At 43.8% G+C, this 15380-nt stretch carries 13 protein-coding genes and 2 pseudogenes; 7 read left to right on the top strand and 8 right to left on the bottom strand.

The genetic code is table 11. The features are described 5' to 3' along the window. Positions 1 to 180 precede the first annotated feature (180 nt). Positions 181 to 918, top strand: a complete 738-nt coding sequence (locus HWQ38_RS17630; RefSeq protein WP_292795756.1) for a Ycf66 family protein — start codon at positions 181 to 183, stop codon at positions 916 to 918. 108 nt (positions 919 to 1026) lie between these two features. Here HWQ38_RS17630 and HWQ38_RS17625 read toward each other — a convergent pair whose 3' ends face one another. Both HWQ38_RS17625 and HWQ38_RS17620 read right to left on the bottom strand, forming a co-directional pair. Further along, positions 1027 to 1152 (bottom strand): hypothetical protein, encoded by a 126-nt coding sequence (locus tag HWQ38_RS17625; RefSeq protein ID WP_292795754.1) that lies wholly within the window; start codon positions 1150 to 1152, stop codon positions 1027 to 1029. Between the two features lie 89 nt (positions 1153 to 1241). Next, a complete protein-coding gene (locus HWQ38_RS17620; RefSeq protein WP_292795785.1) occupies positions 1242 to 1394 on the bottom strand; it encodes an HNH endonuclease signature motif containing protein in 153 nt (50 codons plus the stop codon). Positions 1395 to 1413: 19 nt separating this feature from the next. Between HWQ38_RS17620 and HWQ38_RS17615 the strand changes: the two are divergent. Next, a pseudogene (locus HWQ38_RS17615) lies at positions 1414 to 1608 on the top strand (hypothetical protein); the annotation flags it as partial. Between the two features lie 324 nt (positions 1609 to 1932). Here the strand turns inward: HWQ38_RS17615 and HWQ38_RS17610 are convergent. The 3 genes from HWQ38_RS17610 to HWQ38_RS17600 all read right to left on the bottom strand — a co-directional run bounded on the left by HWQ38_RS17610 (position 1933) and on the right by HWQ38_RS17600 (position 3302). Next, positions 1933 to 2787: a cyanophycinase gene (locus HWQ38_RS17610; RefSeq protein WP_292795752.1), complete on the bottom strand. Its 855-nt coding sequence runs from the start codon at positions 2785 to 2787 to the stop codon at positions 1933 to 1935. Between the two features lie 149 nt (positions 2788 to 2936). Further along, entirely contained in the window at positions 2937 to 3077 is a 141-nt protein-coding gene (locus tag HWQ38_RS17605) for a hypothetical protein (RefSeq protein ID WP_292795749.1), read from the bottom strand. Between the two features lie 21 nt (positions 3078 to 3098). Next, positions 3099 to 3302, bottom strand: a complete 204-nt coding sequence (locus HWQ38_RS17600; protein ID WP_292795746.1) for a hypothetical protein — start codon at positions 3300 to 3302, stop codon at positions 3099 to 3101. 322 nt (positions 3303 to 3624) lie between these two features. On the opposite strand from HWQ38_RS17600, the gene HWQ38_RS17595 reads away from it, so the two are divergent. Further along, a complete protein-coding gene (locus HWQ38_RS17595) occupies positions 3625 to 5562 on the top strand; it encodes an acetate--CoA ligase family protein (protein ID WP_292795743.1) in 1938 nt (645 codons plus the stop codon). A 207-nt stretch (positions 5563 to 5769) separates the two neighbouring features. On the opposite strand, the gene HWQ38_RS17590 is transcribed toward HWQ38_RS17595, so the two are convergent. Continuing rightward, positions 5770 to 6336 (bottom strand): PadR family transcriptional regulator, encoded by a 567-nt coding sequence (locus HWQ38_RS17590; protein ID WP_292795740.1) that lies wholly within the window; start codon positions 6334 to 6336, stop codon positions 5770 to 5772. A 493-nt stretch (positions 6337 to 6829) separates the two neighbouring features. On the opposite strand from HWQ38_RS17590, the gene HWQ38_RS17585 reads away from it, so the two are divergent. The 4 genes from HWQ38_RS17585 to fxsT all read left to right on the top strand — a co-directional run bounded on the left by HWQ38_RS17585 (position 6830) and on the right by fxsT (position 13195). After that, the gene (locus tag HWQ38_RS17585; RefSeq protein WP_292795738.1) at positions 6830 to 7243 is read left to right on the top strand and encodes a hypothetical protein; all 414 of its coding nucleotides are present in this window, start codon (positions 6830 to 6832) and stop codon (positions 7241 to 7243) included. 317 nt (positions 7244 to 7560) lie between these two features. Continuing rightward, positions 7561 to 8736 (top strand): hypothetical protein, encoded by a 1176-nt coding sequence (locus HWQ38_RS17580; RefSeq protein ID WP_292795735.1) that lies wholly within the window; start codon positions 7561 to 7563, stop codon positions 8734 to 8736. Between the two features lie 302 nt (positions 8737 to 9038). After that, a complete protein-coding gene (locus HWQ38_RS17575) occupies positions 9039 to 10481 on the top strand; it encodes a caspase family protein (protein WP_292795732.1) in 1443 nt (480 codons plus the stop codon). Next, a complete protein-coding gene (fxsT, locus tag HWQ38_RS17570) occupies positions 10475 to 13195 on the top strand; it encodes an FxSxx-COOH system tetratricopeptide repeat protein (RefSeq protein ID WP_366933314.1) in 2721 nt (906 codons plus the stop codon). Before HWQ38_RS17575 ends, fxsT begins: the two co-directional genes overlap by 7 nt. A 218-nt stretch (positions 13196 to 13413) precedes the next feature. On the opposite strand, the pseudogene HWQ38_RS40505 reads toward fxsT, so the two are convergent. After that, positions 13414 to 13584, bottom strand: a pseudogene (locus HWQ38_RS40505) (hypothetical protein); the annotation flags it as partial. Positions 13585 to 13846: 262 nt separating this feature from the next. Next, positions 13847 to 15040 carry an NADH:flavin oxidoreductase/NADH oxidase gene (locus HWQ38_RS17565; RefSeq protein WP_292795729.1) on the bottom strand — a complete coding sequence of 398 codons (1194 nt, stop codon included), beginning with the start codon at positions 15038 to 15040 and terminating at the stop codon, positions 13847 to 13849. Between the last annotated feature and the right edge of the window lie 340 nt (positions 15041 to 15380).

Raw genomic sequence — 15380 nt, 5'->3', positions numbered from 1 at the left:
CCTTTTACCTATAAGGGTAGTCCGAGATTTTCCCTTCTCCCCTAAAGAAGACCTTAAGACTTGAAATAAACGACAAAAATCCCCAACTAACAGGGATAATTAATTTTGAATTGTATCTAAATCAACAATTAACTTGCAAAATTGAAATAATCAAAGGATGCAGTAAGGAGTAACCAAATAATGCTGGCATATGTCCTAGCTTTGGTGGTCGGTGTTGGTAGTTTAGCCATTTATATAGCAGCTTTCTTTTTCCCAGAAATCCACCGCAAGAATGACTTTATCTGGAGTGGTGTAGGATTGTTCTACGCCTTAGTCTTATGGGTGTTTGCACCACGTATTACTGGGGGTTTGTTGCTGGGTCATCTGGCTAGTGTGGCTCTTTTGGTCTGGTTTGGCTGGCAAACTCTATCATTACGTCGGCAACTGACGCCACAGGTACAACAAACCCAAATACCCAGTCCTGAGACGGTGAAAACTGGCATTCAGCAACAGGTGAATAAGTTGTCCGTTCAGGAACGGCTGGGCCAGTTGCAAAAAGGTCTTGGTAGCACCTTCGGTGGCGTGAAAGACAAGGTGCAACAGACTGTGAGTAAAAAGACACCCACAATCCCCAAACCTGAAGACATTGCCTCTGTTCTGACTGAGAAACCTGCTGTTGAGATTATTGACAAAACTATTGTCATACCAGAAAAACCAGCAGAGGAGACAGTTACTACCAACACCGAAGCAAAAATCGAGACTGTACCGGAAGCGATACCACCACATCCCCCATCTCCTGAATTGGTGAAAGCAGCGCAAGCAGATGCTGACATTGAGGACAAGCAACCGATTTCTGTAGAAGAAATTGCGCCGGATGCCGTACTTGCGCCCCCAGCAGAAACGCCATCGGAAGTAATACCGCCTAATCAAGCTAGTTGAATTCTGTGAAACCCAACGTTAACCTAATATGATGTTGGGTTTCACTATTTCCATCAGGCTATTTTAGGGCTAATTTCAAACGCTAATTCAGAACGATAGAAGCACACATCAAACTGGCAGAATATATTCTTGCAAAATCTGCAAAGTATATGTTTCAACAGAAAGCCCTTGCTGTTTAGCTTGTTGTGCAAGATACTGTTCTAATTCTGGTGGCAAGTTAAGGGTTAAGGTCATAAGTCTCTTTTAAGTCACACCATACATTTTAAACTTGCCAAACCAGAAAGATTTAGATTACTCACGGATACAGAGGTATCCCTCAAAGACTAGCGTCTTGTATTCTCTTTACGGGTTTTCTCTACATGGGCTTTACGTGTCAGCAATTGCAGATTATCTATGGTAGTTAAATCACCCTGAGACATAGGTTTAATGTGATCAATTTGAAAATCTCTCCGCATTTGAATTTTAACTCCACTGATTGCACAAGTTATAAACCCCGAAGCAAAAATCGAGGCTGTACCGGAAGCGATTTCACCACATCCCCCAGATCCTGAATTGGTGAAAGCAGAGCAAGCAGATGCTGAAACTGAGGACAAGCAACCGATTTCTGTAGAAGAAATTGCGCCGGATGCGGTACTCGCGCCCCCAGCAGAAACGCCATTGGAACAAATACCGCCTAATCAAGCTAGTTGAATTTAGTGAAACCCAACATTAACCTAATATGATGTTGGGTTTCACTGAATTTGTTTTAATGTTCTGCCACAAATCGCCTGCAACAAACCTAGATAAATGACTAACATTAGTTGTTGCGATGCCTACGGCGGCAAGCTATGCAACATCCGCACCGATAATAGTTACAGCTTGGGCTACTAAAATTATGTCATCGTCAATCTGTCTGATCAGCTTCTGCCGAGAATAATGCAGCTTCTGAGACTACTTGGGAGGATATTCAAGAGATAAATGTCAGTAATCTACAAGTATTAATTATTTATTCAATTTAAACGCACCTGCTAAAAGTTAGGTGTTGCTTGAACCAACAGGTACAGAGACATTTGCCACAGAGCCATTATTTAGGATAGGCTGGCGGGTTTTCAAATCAAATTTGAAGCCATGTGGCAAAATATGAAGCTTTGCTCCGCAAATCGCCAAAGACTCATCCTTCAAAATTTCGCCCATATTGTTATATGTAGCCTCTGATTCATCAACAATCGTAACCGCACCTGCACCAATTACTTCAATTTGGTTATCTGTCACTACCATAGCGGTATTCTCGTCAATACCAAATCCCAAAACCGCAGGTTCTAGTATTAAAGCTGAAATTAAGCGTCCCAAACGTCCACGCTGGGAAAAATGCTGGTCAATTACCACCCCTGGTAAAAATCCCATACCTGGTCCCATTTCGACAGCTTCAATCCGAGGATGTGTCTGCGAATCACCTTCCACGATCATTTTATCTGGCATCACGGCAGCGCCCGCGCTTGTGCCTGCGATAACTACCCCTTCAGAGAACCGTTTATGAATCGCAGTATCTATTTCGGTGTCCTTGAGGATGCTGGTAATACGAGCTTGGTCTCCCCCAGTAAAAAATACCCCCGTTGCTTTATTAATTGCTTCCAATGCGGTAGATGAAGATGCATCTTCGCGCGTTTCTGTATCAATAATGCGAGCATTCTCGGCTCCCAGCCGCTCAAATACTCTAATATAATTTTCTCCCACTTCTCTTGGTAATTCTGTCGCCGCCGTCAGAATTACAATATACGCCTTCGTACCCCCAGCGCGTCGTACAAAGTCCCGCAAAATTTGGCAATCTCCCTCCTTGTCTTCAGCTCCCCCAATAATTACCAACTGCCGTTTGATATTACTTTCCACCATGATGCCCCCTGCTTTGAGTTAATAAATTTCACTAAACCATGACAATTCCAACTATCAAATCATCCCTTTGGTAGATTACTTGATTGAAGGTAGGATTAAAGTTTGATGGCGATCGCCATTAAACCAAAAGATTTTTCCTCAAAATTAATTTACCCATACTTCATAAAATTCACAGCATCAACTACCTCTAGAGATATTTTGTAGAGGCATTGTTGAATATCTTGGTAATTGCCGATTGGAAATTTATCAGGCGATCGCAAGTAATTGGTATAAACTCTAGCTACGTGCAATTAGATATCTAATGACAATTGCTAATGAATGCGACTTCTGTAAAGCAAGTTAGTTAAGAAAAAACGTGCTTGTTCTAGTGGGAGATGCCGGGGTTTGCCTTGGTAGACAATTTGATACTCATTTATGTCTGGCCCATCACCATGCCCAGAGATCAGCTTTAGGTGAAAAGCTTCCTCAGCAAGTTCTCGAATTTCATCTCTTAGAGCAGCTTGTGTGCTATTCATAACTTTGCTGTCTTTTCAATCAATACCCTAGATTTAGTTATACAGATTATTTGGTAAGTGTTGCACCTTTCAAAGGTTATATCTTTGACGCGTCATGAGGATGAATTGAGTGTTATTTATTCTTTGCTAAAGAAGGGGGCTTTAATTATGCCTTGAGATAGTTGAAAATATTTACTAAAAGAGTTATTCTGGGTTCGGAATTGGAGTAATGGCTTGGTCATCACTCTCCAAAATTAATCTAAATCAATCTACAATTAATAAGTCTGAGTAACTATAACTCAGCATTTCAATTTCAGGGTGTTTAGCCAAAGGTTCGTAATCAATGGTTCTGCAAAAAAGCAGTGATTTAGTCCGCATTAATGCTAGAAGAACGGATGTATTCGATATTTTCAACTTCAAGCATTATATCGGCCCCAACCCCTATTTAGATACAGGGGCGCTAGTATTTGACTTGGCTCTAGTTGACTCTCGAAAGCCTTTGCCCATTGAAGATTACATTGCAAGCATTGGCGTAGAAGCAAAGCGGCTTGTCGAGAGACATGGCTATGCACACTTGGCCAGCCAAACCTACGAATCTCATGCCCATCTGTTTGCCCAAGTTGTATCCGAAGTCGCAAAGCTGGATATGGATTTGCACCTTAACCATTGGAGTGTGAAGCCATATCCAAATTGCACGCGGATTAGTGTCCAATCACTACATGAACGCACAACTAAAGAAGTAGTTTATTTTGTTTGGGATTGGTTTGAAGCCATTACCCAAGACGAAGACTTTAACTTTGATGAACGGCTAGTAAAGCTGCAAAATAAATTCCGCGCATCTGTCTATGGTGGTCCCACAGTTTATGCCCTATTGCGAACAGCTTACGAAAAAGGTATTCCCGCCTTTTATTTGTGGGAAGAAGGATTGATGCAATACGGTTTGGGAAAAAAACACGTCAGGGGAGTAGCAACAACATTTAACTGTGATAGTCATCTAGATTCGGAGTTCACCACCCGTAAAGATGACTGTAAGGCATTTTTGAAAACCTTGGGTTTCCCAGTGCCTGAAGGTGATATCGTCTTTTCCGAAAAGGAAGCCTTAGCCGCAGCCAGAGAAATTGGCTACCCAGTGGCAGTTAAGCCAGTGGTAGGTCACAAAGGAATTGGGGTCACGGCTGACGTGCAGGACTCAAAAGAACTGGTATCTGCTTATAATAGGGCACTGGCAGCGATTCCCGAAGATCAGCTAACTCGGATAATTGTTGAGAAAAGTATTTCCGGATCAGATTTTCGCTTATTGTGTGTCAATGGTAGATTCGTTGCCGCCACAGAACGCCGTCCAGCATCGGTTGTTGGTGATGGCTACTTAACGCTTGCAGAGTTAATCCGCCTAGAAAATCGCAAACCTGCACGTTTAGACACGCCAACCTCGCCGATGAGTAAAATTCAGATAGATGAAGCGATGCAACTCTACCTAGAGGAACAGCGTTTATCATTAGATAGCGTGATTGAGAAGGAACGCACAGTTTATCTGCGTAAAGTCGCCAATCTTTCAGCCGGAGGTATAAGCATCGATGCAACCCCGACAGTTCATGCTGACAATATTATCTTGGCGCAAGATATTGCCCAACATTTCCAGCTGACTTGCCTTGGGATTGATGTCATTACCAAAACTCTCTCAGAATCTTGGAAGTCCAGTAACTTTGCCATCCTGGAAATCAATGCTGCACCAGGAGTTTTAATGCATCTTAAACCTTCTGTTGGTGAAAGCGTTGATGTGCCTTCTCATATTTTAGAAACCTTTTTTGAGTCGGGTACAGATGCCAGGATACCAATTATTACTTTTAATAAAATCTCAGTCGAAGAACTGCAAGCAACGATTGACCATATCCTTTTGCAACATCCTAACTGGACAATAGGCGCTGTTTGTCGTGATGCAGTTTTTGTGAATCGCTCGAAAAAAGTATTAAGCAAAAATTACAACAACAACGTCCAAACTTTGCTGCGTCATCCCAAACTTGATTTGCTGATTGCCGAGTATGCGGAAGACATCCTAAATGAAGAGGGTATGTTTTACCAGAGTAGTAATATCGTAGTTTTGGATAATCCCACCGAAACTGAGATGATCCTAGTGCGAGATGTCTTGGATGGTTCGACTGTGGTGATTAGAAAAGGCAATGACATTTCTGTGCGTCGCAAAGGGTTAATTGAAGATTATACTTTGGCTGAAGATGAGCCATTTACACGGGTTTATTTGAAAGAAACTGGAGCGATTTTGTGAGTTAAGTAAAAAAAGCTACACACGGTAGGGGCAATTCATGTAGCTTTAGCTGACCGCAGGGTATTGCCCCTACCTATGAAGATACGGATTGACTGCTATTGTTACCATTGTTTGATTTATGCTAGTTACAAAAAAACAAGCTAAAGCGAATCATCCTAGAGAAGATGGCTGAGACAGGAATGCCCATAGCTTTAGTGCTAGGAAGTGTCAAAGAATCTGGTAATGTGATGCATATTGCTTTTGATGACTGATAACATCGATCGCTATCTTCAACCAATCGATATAAGTCTGTTCTCTTCGGATCACCAACTCCAGCACCAGCCTTTGCATCACCTGCTCACGGTTGGCAGACTCATCACTGAGTGATGGCAAATCGATGGTTTCACATTCAGCAAGCTTTTTGCTTCGAGCCGCGACTTGTTGCTCTAGTAGGTGAATGGTGGTTTCATTCGACAACTGATCTGCAAAATGCAACTGGAGGAGCAAAGGTTCTCGGATAGTCGGTAAGGGCTGATGAGTTCCAAGCCATCGAGCGAATTCGGCTTTCCCTGGCTCCGTTACACTGTAGACTTTACGGTTGGGGCGATCGCGCCCAATCTCAATCTTACAGGTAATCCAGCTTTGCTCAACTAGCTTATCAAGAGTTCTGTAAATTTGTGCCTGGTCTGCTGGCCACAAATGGGCAATACATTGATCAAAGCAACTCGTTTTCAGGTCGTAGCCCGTCATTTCTTGCTGCTGAAGAAGACCTAGAATTATATATGCTAGGGACATGAAGACAGTTTTCCCATAATTGACATTTTCTCGATCGCTTCTACACTATCTACTTCTTATAAGTTTATGCTAATATATGAGTAATCCAATATAAGATATAACGGTTATAAAAAGATATGTTGATTATAATGCTTCTTAGCAAGGAAACCAAATACATGAACTGAGGTTGGGCAAATGGCTAATGGTGCTGTTTGTACAAGACAGTCAGGAACTGGCGATGTATCTTAAGTGCCGCTCCCATACCCCTATGGGGAAGCAAGCTATGTACAGCGTCTTGTTGGCGCAGCCTCTGGTAGAGAAAAGAAGGGAAAGATAAAGTTCTCAGCAGAGCGCCAAGCCTTCTAGCGAGCATCTACGCCACCATTGGGTATGCTATTCATCGCTAGCGGATCACTCAATAAACCAGTTATTCGCTACAGTTTATGGGTGATGAATACCGAGGCAGAAATTATTTAAGCGATCGAAGACTATTGTAATGAGAGGATGGATAACATTGACTTCTAACATACTTTTACAAAGAATACGTCAACATCAATATCTGCGTGATTTACGAAACAAATTACTCCACCTTCACAAGATGTTGCTGGAGACAGAACGCATTGCCTACGAACAGGTTAGTGGACGAGTATCAAGCGGAGAACTTCTTCAGCTGGTGATCGCTCATGAACAATTTGCTTGGCTGCATCGCATTTCTGAAGTGGTTGTGCAAGTTGATGAAATGCTCGAAGCAGATGAACCGATATTGCTGGAGGATTTCCAAAAGTTGATTGCTGATGTCCGCACACTGATTATACCCTTAGAGACGGGTAATACCTTTGAGAGGAAGTATTACAACGCTCTCCAGCGCGAACCTGGTGCGGTGTTGGCACATGCGGAGATATCAAGATTTCTCACGTCTGAGGTTTAAGGGTAACTTAGAGCGATTTTCAACAAATAAATTACTACTACTTGTGGGGTGGGCAGCCTTCGACTGACTTGTACTGAGCGTTGTCGAAGTAGCGCTCACGCGGAAGTCTTGCCCGCCTTTAGTTATGGGCGGGCGAGACGCCCACCCCACAAGAAATTATTGGATGTTTTTTTATTTGTCAGTCCCTTAAACTATGAATTATGTTGACTTTTCACGGTAAGTTCTCTTGTATCAGATAAGGTGGTCATGAATAATATACAGGAGAAGCTTTGCTCCGGCATAGCTCGCCGCAGGCATCCCTAGCCACCCTGATCATAATGACTACTGTAATATTTGTACATGGCACTGGCATTAGAGAACCAGAATACAACGAAATCTTTCAGATAATTGAGCAAAAGATTCACGCTCAACGTCCTGACATCAAAGTTGCTCCCTGTCTTTGGGGTGCATTAGGTGCAAAGTTCAATGGTAATCGGGCATCAGTACCCTTGGAAGATGCGACACTGGCTTTATCTCCAGGAAAAGAAGACGCAGATATTGTACTGTGGGGGCAATTATACCGTGATCCTCTGTATGAATTGCGGCTGTTGTCTTTGAAACCGATTGAGTCAGGAAATCCTTTTGGGGAAGAACCAGGGGATATTTTACAATCTCGTGTAGCGAGTCTCACTCCCACATTGGAACTGGAAGCTAAGTTGCAAGAGGCGGGAATTGCAGAGATATTTGCCCAAGCACGAGAGGCTGTGATTCGCAGTGAACCATATCATCAGGCGTTGCTCAGAGTTTCCGAATCTGATTTGAGTGAATATTATGCAGCAATAGCAAGAGCGATCGCAGCTCAAGCAATGTTTCTTAGCGAACAGCAAGAAAAATTTCCCCCGATACTCACCGATGCCCAATTGCAGGATAATGTTGTGGAATTGCTGACTCTGGCTTTGGGAGAGGCGGAATTAGGATTGGGTGGCTGGTTATTAAAGCCACTTATTGAATTAGCGTTACCAATGGGAACAAATTATATCAGAGGAAACCGTCTTGAGTTAACTGATAAAATTTCGCCTATGCCTGGTGATATTTTGTTGTATCAGACGCGGGGTGAAAAAATCAGGGCGTTTATCCAGGAACAAATTGCCCAAGCAGAACCGCCAGTGGTTTTACTCGCCCATAGCTTAGGAGGTATCGCTTGTGTAGATTTGCTAGTGCAGCAGCAGTTGTCTCAGGTGGAATTATTGGTAACAGTTGGTTCCCAAGCACCATTTTTATATGAGATTAACGCCCTCTACAGCTTAGAATATGGGCAGTTATTGCCAGAGCATTTCCCGGAATGGTTGAATATCTACGATTTACGGGATTTTCTCAGTTACGTTGGTAATAAAATTTTCCCTGATAGAGTGCAGGATGTGGTAGTGGATAGCAGACAACCATTTCCCCGTTCCCACGGTGCTTATTGGACAAATGCCAAAACCTGGGAGGCGATTATTTCGAGGTTGCCATAATGGTTTACTTTTTAAGTAATCTAGAAAACCCCTCTCCAAATCTCTCCCCTAAAAGGCTACGGTGTACAGACAAGTCAAATTACCCCCCTCAATCCCCCCTTCTAAAGGGGGGAAGCCGGAAATCCAGTTCCCTCCCCTTTACAAGGGGAGGGTTAGGGTGGGGTAAAAACCAGATTCGTAAACTACTTCAGACTTGTGTTTACACCATAGGGGGAACGCTAAAAGCCCCCTTTTTAAGGGGGTTGGGGGATCTCTTGTGCGTAAGTCCTAATAACGTGAGAGGCTAGGTCATCATGGAGTTGATGGCTAAACCTGAGCGGACATTTGGGTTAATTGTGGGTATTGAAAACTACGGCCAACCCGCTTTTAATGTGAAGGGTGGGGGGCCTGCCAATGACGCGGTAGAATTTGCTCGTTGGCTGCATCGGCGCGATGTACCGAGGGAGAATATCCGGTTATGTTTATCAGTGCTGGAAGAAAATCAGCAGTTAATTGGGGAATGTGGATTACGTGTAGAGGTAGCAACAGAGCAAAATATCTCTGACATTGTGACTAACTTTTTATCCCTAAAGTCGGGAGATTTACTCTACATTTTTTGGGCGGGACATGGTTTGATTACCTCCGAACGAGAGCGGAGGTTGTTTTGTGCTGATGCGAATGAACGGAATTACCAGAACTTAAATTTGAATTCTTTATTAGTTTATTTGGCTTCAGATAAATTTCAGATTCGTAATCATATTTGTATTGTTGATGCCTGTGCTAATTTTCCTTTATTGCTACGAGGCCAATCAGGTGAATTACCTGGGAAAACTTTTTTTAGTGGACAGCCAAGGAAAGATACTCAACAATTTGTGTTACTGGCTACGCGGGAGGGAGAGACAGCTAAGGTAAATTCTGAAAATAAAACAGGATACTTTTCTCAAGCTGTGAGAGAGGCTTTAGAGCAAGCATCTACTGAGATTTTTCCGCCGAATATGAGGGAAGTTACCGAGGCAGTTAAGCAGCAATTTATTAGTTTAGATAAAAAACAACTGCCAACTTATTTTTATTCCTGCAGTTGGGATGGAGATATTGAAAAATCCCATTTCAACCCGTTTGATATCCCGCATAATATCCCACAGAGTCAAGCTCGTAAGTTTGTTGGGAGGGATGAGGAAATAGAACAATTATGTCAGCTATTGCAAGCAAATGATGTTGTGGCAATTAGCGATGTGACTGGACAAGGTGGCGTGGGTAAAACAGAGTTAGCTATTCAATACTCATTGAAATATTTACAAGATTATTCTGGCGGGTGTTGTTGGTTAAATCCCCAAGGTATTGATTTTGGAACACAGCTAGTTGAGTTTGCAGTTGTGAATTTACCTAACTTTAATCTTCGTTCAAAATTAACCCTATCAGGTCAAGTTGCTTATTGCTGGCGGAACTGGCAAGCTGGCAAAGTTTTATTAGTATTTGATGATGTAAAAGACTGGATGCAAATTAAACCCTATCTACCACCTAAAGGTTCTCTGTTTAAGGTGTTAATTACCACTCGTCAAAACACAGGGTTAAGATATCCATCATTACCGCTAGGTGAATTGTCACCAGATGCAGCCTTAGAATTATTAGCAAAGTTATTGGGGGATGAATATGTTCAACAGGAGACGGAGATAGCAAAAGGAATTTGCAAATTAATGGGTTATATACCCATAGGACTTTACCAAATAGCCGCGTATAGTCGTAACCGAGGGGGAGTATTATGTTAGCAGATATCTTCGCAGGGCTACAAAAGCAAGCATCAGCAGGCGAGTCTGGTGTAGCAGCAGCTTTTGAGTTGAATTGGCAATGCTTAGAACCAGAAGCACAAAAATTAGCTTGTCTGTTGAGTTTGTTTGGTTTGGCTCCTATCCGTTGGTCTTTGGTAGAATCGGCAGCAAGTGCTAGTCATTTAGAATTTGACCTAAAAGCTAGCTGCACTTTGTTAGTTAAAAGGTATCTGCTGCAAGAATTGACAGAGGACACCTACCAAATTAACGAACGCATTCAGAAATTATTGCGGCATAAGTTAGAAGAATTAGCGGAATCTGATGAACTCAAGCGCGGTTTTTATCAGGAAACGGTATTTGCAAGGACACCACAAAATCTTCCCCTCAGTGGCACTAAAAAATTTGTGGGGAGGGAAAAAGCCCTGGCAACTTTACATGGGCAGTTACAGCAAACGCAACGAATTTCGATTACTACTATTACTGGCCTAGGTGGTATTGGCAAATCAGAACTAGCACTGCAATATGCTCAACGTCATTGGCAGCAAGGTACATATCCGGGCGGGGTTTGCTGGTTGCGAGTGAGGGATAAAGATTTGGGAAGTCAGATTGTGGCGTTTGCTAGAGCAAAGTTAGGTTTGCAGCTACCAGAGGATGCGGATTTACCAACTCAGATTAATTACATCTGGCGGCAATGGCAAGCAGGCGATGTGCTGTTAGTATTCGATGATGTGAATCAATATGAGCAGGTAAAACCCTACCTACCGCCAAGTGAGCCAAGGTTTAAAATACTCATCACCACACGGCAACAGTGGTTAGGGCAGTCTTTTGAGCGGTTATGCCCAGAGGTGTTAGAAGAAGAGGCGGCTTTAGAGTTATTGGTTGCTTTTGTTGGGGATGAGCGTATACAAAGGGAACTACACCAAGCAAAACAACTCTGTGCTGATTTAGGATTTTTGCCTTTAGGTTTAGAGTTACTAGCGCGATATTTGCAACGTATACCTGATGTATCTCTAGCTAAAATGCGGCAAAAATTAGCAGATAAGCTGCTAACACATCGTTCAATGCAAGAGCCATCGGCAGAAATGACAGCACAACTAGGAGTTGTTGCTGCTTTTGAATTAAGTTGGCAGCAACTAGATAACCAAGGCCAAAAACTGGGGTGTTTGCTCAGTATTTTTGCTCTAGCTCCCATTCCTTGGTATTTAGTGGAAAGGTGTTTACCCAACCAAGACTCAGAAGATTTAGAAGATGTCAGAGATGATTACCTAGTGAATCTGAGTTTACTTCAGCGCACTGGAGAAGAAACTTACCAACTGCATCAGCTGATTCGAGAATTCTTGAGTGATAAGTTAGAAGAGTTAGTTGAAGCAGATGAACTCAAGCGCGGCTATTGTCAAACGATGGTAGCCGTAGCAAAAGACATTCCTGAGACACCCACATTGATAGACATTGCTAAAGCAACTCTTGCCATCCCACACCTTGGGGAAACTGCCACAGTTTACCAAGCTTGGTTAAGCGATGATGATTTAATTTCGCCTTTTTCGGGCTTGGGTAGATTTTACGAAGGTCAAGGAGCTTATGCCCAAGCCTTACCGTGGCGTGAACAATGTTTATCAGCTGCTAGAGAACGTTTTGGGGATGAACACGCGGATGTGGCAACTAGCCGGAACGATTTGGCAGGACTCTACTATTCACAGGGAAGGTACAACGATGCCGAACCTTTGTACATCGAAGCTTTGGCCATGAGAAAACGCCTGCTGGGGGATGAAGACGCGGATGTGGCAACTAGCCGGAACGATTTGGCAGGACTCTACTATTCACAGGGAAGGTACAACGATGCCGAACCTTTATACATCGAAGCTTTGGCCATGAGAAAACGCCTGCTGGGGGATGAACAACCCGATGTGGCAACTAGCCTGAACAATTTGGCATTCCTCTACGATTCACAGGGAAGGTACAGCGAAGCCGAACCTTTGTATATCGAAGCTTTGGCGATGAGAAAACGCCTGCTGGGGGATGAACACCCCGATGTGGCAACTAGCCTGAACAATTTGGCAGCACTCTACAAATCACAGGGAAGGTACAGCGAAGCCGAACCTTTGTATATCGAAGCTTTGGCCATGAGAAAACGCCTGCTGGGGGATGAACACCCCGATGTGGCAACTAGCCTGAACAATTTGGCAGCACTCTACAAATCACAGGGAAGGTACAGCGAAGCCGAACCTTTGTATATCGAAGCTTTGGCCATGAGAAAACGCCTGCTGGGGGATGAACACCCCGATGTGGCAACTAGCCTGAACAATTTGGCAGCACTCTACAAATCACAGGGAAGGTACAGCGAAGCCGAACCTTTGTATATCGAAGCTTTAGCGATGACAAAACGCCTGCTAGGGGATGAACACCCCTCTGTGGCAACTAGCCTGAACAATTTGGCATTCCTCTACGATTCACAGGGAAGGTACAGCGAAGCCGAACCTTTGTATATCGAAGCTTTGGCGATGACAAAACGCCTGCTGGGGGATGAACACCCCTCTGTGGCAACTAGCCTGAACAATTTGGCAGGACTCTACGATTCACAGGGAAGGTACAGCAAAGCCGAACCTTTGTATATCGAAGCTTTAGAGATTGCTGAAAAAAGGTTGGGGGCAAATCATCCCAATACAATAACCGTTCGTGAAAATCTGGAATACTTGCGGCGGAATCGTCAGCCTTAATTCAGGATAATGGTTGCTTTTGTCTCCCGTTGGTTTCAGTAATTTAGGTAATCTGCACCGGCTGCATTACCCGCCTGGGATTCAAATCCTAGTCTAATAAGTAGGCAACATAATTAATTACACAATGTCATTGCAAATGCACCAAACCGAAATAAAGCGATCACAAGGGGTGCGATCGCTTCGCTCCGTTCTCAATAACTGTAAATATTTTTGTTTATTTACTTAACGAGGCTTTTAGCTCCGTTAACGAGTCTTTTAGCTCCGTTAACGAGTCTTTGAACTCCGTCAACGAGTCTTTGAACTCCGTCAACGAGTCTTTGAACTCCGTCAACGAGTCTTTTAGCTCCGTCAACGAGTCTTTTAGCTCCGTTAACGAGTCTTTGAACTCCGTCAACGAGTCTTTGAACTCCGTCAACGAGTCTTTGATATTATGTCCGGTTGATTAGTGAGTCTTTTTTTATTAAAAATAGATAGAGCGATCGCTTCAAATTTGCGATCGCCATAATATCATCTACGGTTAAACACAAGTCAATTGCGATCGGAGCGTGGCAATCTCAAACCCTGACGATTGCTTAACTCCACTCGTTGCGATGCGATCGCATATTACAAATAATTTGCTGGATTTGATTTGGCAACACCTGCCCTTGAGATTTATTTCCCTCGTCTGTGCGGTTTAACTGCATACCCGTAGGCCAAAGCCCAGTTTGGTTCCTCATCCAAATGGCAACGGGCGCGAATCGACCAATATGGATCACGGAGCATTTCTCGACCGATGAGAACCAAATCTGCACACCCACGAGTAATTATTTGGTTGGCATAGTCAGCCTCCTTTATCATCCCCACAGCCCCAGTCTTAATCCCAGCCTCCTCTCGGATTTTGGCAGCAAAAGGCACCTGATAACCTGTCTGCACGGGAATTTTGGCATGAGGTACTAAGCCTCCTGTGGAAACATCGATCAAATCAACGCCTAATAGCTTTAGTTCGCGGGACAATATGACTGACTGCTTGAGATCCCAACCTCCCTCTACCCAGTCGGTAGCAGAAAGACGCACAAAAAGCGGCATCCCGCTTGGCAGAATCTCTCGCATTCTTTTTGTTACCTCCAGCAATAAACGCATTCGGTTCTCCAAGGAACCTCCGTAACGATCTGTTCGTTGATTACTTAGCGGCGAAAGAAAGGAATGCAGTAGGTATCCATGAGCCGCGTGGATTTCGATAATCTGAAAGCCGGCTTGAAGGGCACGTTGTGTTGTGGCAACGAAGGCTTGAATCACCTCTTCAATCCCATCCTCATCAAGAGCTATGGGAACGGGACCGCCCTCTTGAAACGGAATTGGGCTTGCCCCGATTACAGGCCAAGCCCCTTGTTCATGTGTCAGAGGTGTACCACCCAGCCAGGGAAGATTGCAACTCGCCTTCCGGCCAGCATGGGCTAATTGAATCGCCGCGATCGCACCTTGTTGGCCAAGGAAGCGGACAATCCGAGCTAGTGGTTCTATGTGTTCATCATCCCAAAGACCAAGATCGCCGGGGGTGATTCGTCCTTGGGCTGTGACAGCTGTCGCTTCGACTATAATCAGGCGAGTACCTCCAACAGCCCGACTCCCCAAATGGACGAAGTGCCAATCGTTTGCGAATCCATTCTCTGCCGAGTATTGACACATTGGGGACATCGCTATGCGATCGGGCAGAGTGATATCTCGAATTGTCAGTGGACTAAACAAGTCTACTTCCGGTACATCCGAATCGTGCAGACTTGTTGAGTCACAACCGGGGGAATCTATAAATTCTAATTCGGTCTGGGCTGGGGATGATGGCAAAGTTGTTAGTTTCTCTGTAGTCATGCTGTTACTTTTACGTGCTTTGTGGATTAACACCCAGTATCCGAGTTAGTCGATTTTGGATAAAGAGTTTCAGATATTGGGTGTCTGATTTTTTGTCGCTTATCCAACGATTTTTAACCAATCCCCGTAATTCACCATCCCTCTATAGAGTGGAGAATTATCCCAGACAAAGAAACCTCACCCTGGTTCTGCTACGCAAAACCTGTCCCTCTCCTTATTAAGGAGAGGGATTACAGCAGAAATCATGTATTTGAACCACATCTGTCGTAGGGGCACAGCAATGCTCATTGGTGTCAACTTAAGTTAAAAGATGTAATCTAGGAGCATTGAAGCAGATGTT

This window comes from Nostoc sp. NMS7 (assembly GCF_017115085.1).
In the GTDB taxonomy this organism is placed as follows: Bacteria; Cyanobacteriota; Cyanobacteriia; order Cyanobacteriales; family Nostocaceae; genus Nostoc.
The sequence above is the reverse complement of the archived record's forward strand: the minus strand, read 5'-3'. Positions and strand labels throughout refer to the sequence as shown.

Excerpts from the sequence above, each read along its gene's own strand:
- HWQ38_RS17565 (WP_292795729.1), bottom strand. The coding sequence starts at position 15,040 with ATGACTACAGAGAAACTAACAACTTTGCCATCATCCCCAGCCCAGACC.
- HWQ38_RS17625 (WP_292795754.1), bottom strand. The coding sequence starts at position 1,152 with ATGACCTTAACCCTTAACTTGCCACCAGAATTAGAACAGTATCTTGCA.
- HWQ38_RS17595 (WP_292795743.1), top strand. The coding sequence starts at position 3,625 with ATGGTTCTGCAAAAAAGCAGTGATTTAGTCCGCATTAATGCTAGAAGA.
- HWQ38_RS17600 (WP_292795746.1), bottom strand. The coding sequence starts at position 3,302 with ATGAATAGCACACAAGCTGCTCTAAGAGATGAAATTCGAGAACTTGCT.
- HWQ38_RS17630 (WP_292795756.1), top strand. The coding sequence starts at position 181 with ATGCTGGCATATGTCCTAGCTTTGGTGGTCGGTGTTGGTAGTTTAGCC.
- HWQ38_RS17575 (WP_292795732.1), top strand. The coding sequence starts at position 9,039 with ATGGCTAAACCTGAGCGGACATTTGGGTTAATTGTGGGTATTGAAAAC.
- HWQ38_RS17610 (WP_292795752.1), bottom strand. The coding sequence starts at position 2,787 with ATGGTGGAAAGTAATATCAAACGGCAGTTGGTAATTATTGGGGGAGCT.
- HWQ38_RS17590 (WP_292795740.1), bottom strand. The coding sequence starts at position 6,336 with ATGTCCCTAGCATATATAATTCTAGGTCTTCTTCAGCAGCAAGAAATG.
- fxsT (WP_366933314.1), top strand. The coding sequence starts at position 10,475 with ATGTTAGCAGATATCTTCGCAGGGCTACAAAAGCAAGCATCAGCAGGC.
- HWQ38_RS17580 (WP_292795735.1), top strand. The coding sequence starts at position 7,561 with ATGACTACTGTAATATTTGTACATGGCACTGGCATTAGAGAACCAGAA.